The 1088-nt window shown below is 42.6% G+C and carries 2 protein-coding genes; one reads left to right on the top strand and one right to left on the bottom strand.

Features of this window, described 5'->3' with window-relative positions; translation table 11 throughout:
- Positions 1–16 precede the first annotated feature (16 nt).
- On the bottom strand, positions 17–649 hold the full coding sequence (locus tag R7D93_RS25950) for a hypothetical protein (protein ID WP_005454376.1): 633 nt from the start codon (positions 647–649) through the stop codon (positions 17–19).
- A 215-nt stretch (positions 650–864) separates the two neighbouring features.
- Here R7D93_RS25950 and R7D93_RS25945 point away from each other — a divergent pair.
- On the top strand, positions 865–1088 hold a 224-nt coding region (locus R7D93_RS25945; RefSeq protein ID WP_318129640.1), incomplete at its 3' end, for a DUF2164 domain-containing protein.

The following is a 1088-nucleotide window of genomic DNA, read 5'->3' as shown; positions in this document are numbered from 1 at the left end:
CTGTTGCAATTTGATACTACCACTGTAATACGGCGTACAACTGCAAGTACTTTCGAACCAGTTGTTGTTTGTTAGAACGACGCAAAGGGTGGCCAAATTTGATGTAACAAGGGCTGATACCAAAGCGTGTATCAAGGGATTGAGTGAGCTGAGATTCACTGGTGTAAAGAGTGATGCCTTGCTCTGTATATTCGTTGATTTGATCCGGCAATTCGCCCATCCACCAATGGAGCAGTTCTCGGCTGGTTTTACTGCGACTGATCCAATGATCGCAAACAAGGAAGAGTAGGTCGTTAGGTTGCAGCGCGTAGCCATATTCGCTTTGCCATTCGGTAATTGAAGACAACAAGTTTTCGCGACACGATTTACCGGCACTGACCATGTGATGGCTTAACACCCAAACCGTTCCAATCTCAGAAGAAATGCGATAGTGGTGAGGTAGGTCTGGAGCGTCGAGTACTTCAATCGGTTTTACGATGCTGTTGTAACCAAAATGACGGAAGGTGTGTTCCATACGGCGAGAAAATGCAAGACCAAGATGGTGTTCACTCATACCTTGGTTATGTACGGCAGGATAATGCTTCTCACACAGTTTAAGACAATCGTCCTGAAAATCATTGACACTTTGGATCACTAGGTCGAGTAGCAAAGAATATCCCTTAATGGTTAACAAAACGAACCGCAAAAGGTTAGCATAGTCTTTTCAGAATAGACTAATTTAGATCAGCAACTTCTTGATCTAAACACCAAAATTAGAAGCAATACGAATTTGGGGTGATTAAAGGCTACACAATCGAGAGGAAACTCGATTATTTCGTAACGGTTAGCGAAATCCCCTCTTAAGCCGCACTTAAAGGAACACGCATGATTAAGTTAGAAAGAGCCCAAAAAGAAACATTAGCGTCGGCAATTCAAGATTATATGCAGGATGAACTCAGCATTGAGATTGGCCAGTTTGACAGCGAATTTCTGATAGATTTTATTACCGATAAACTAGGCGCAGTCTATTACAACAAAGGCGTTGAAGATGCGAAAGCCGTGATAGAACGTCGAATGCTTGAAATGTCTGATGAGCTTTACGAGATAGA

The organism is Vibrio sp. YT-15 (genome assembly GCF_033337445.1).
Classification (GTDB): Bacteria; Pseudomonadota; Gammaproteobacteria; order Enterobacterales; family Vibrionaceae; genus Vibrio; species Vibrio alginolyticus.
This window is presented reverse-complemented; position numbering and strand designations above follow the sequence as displayed.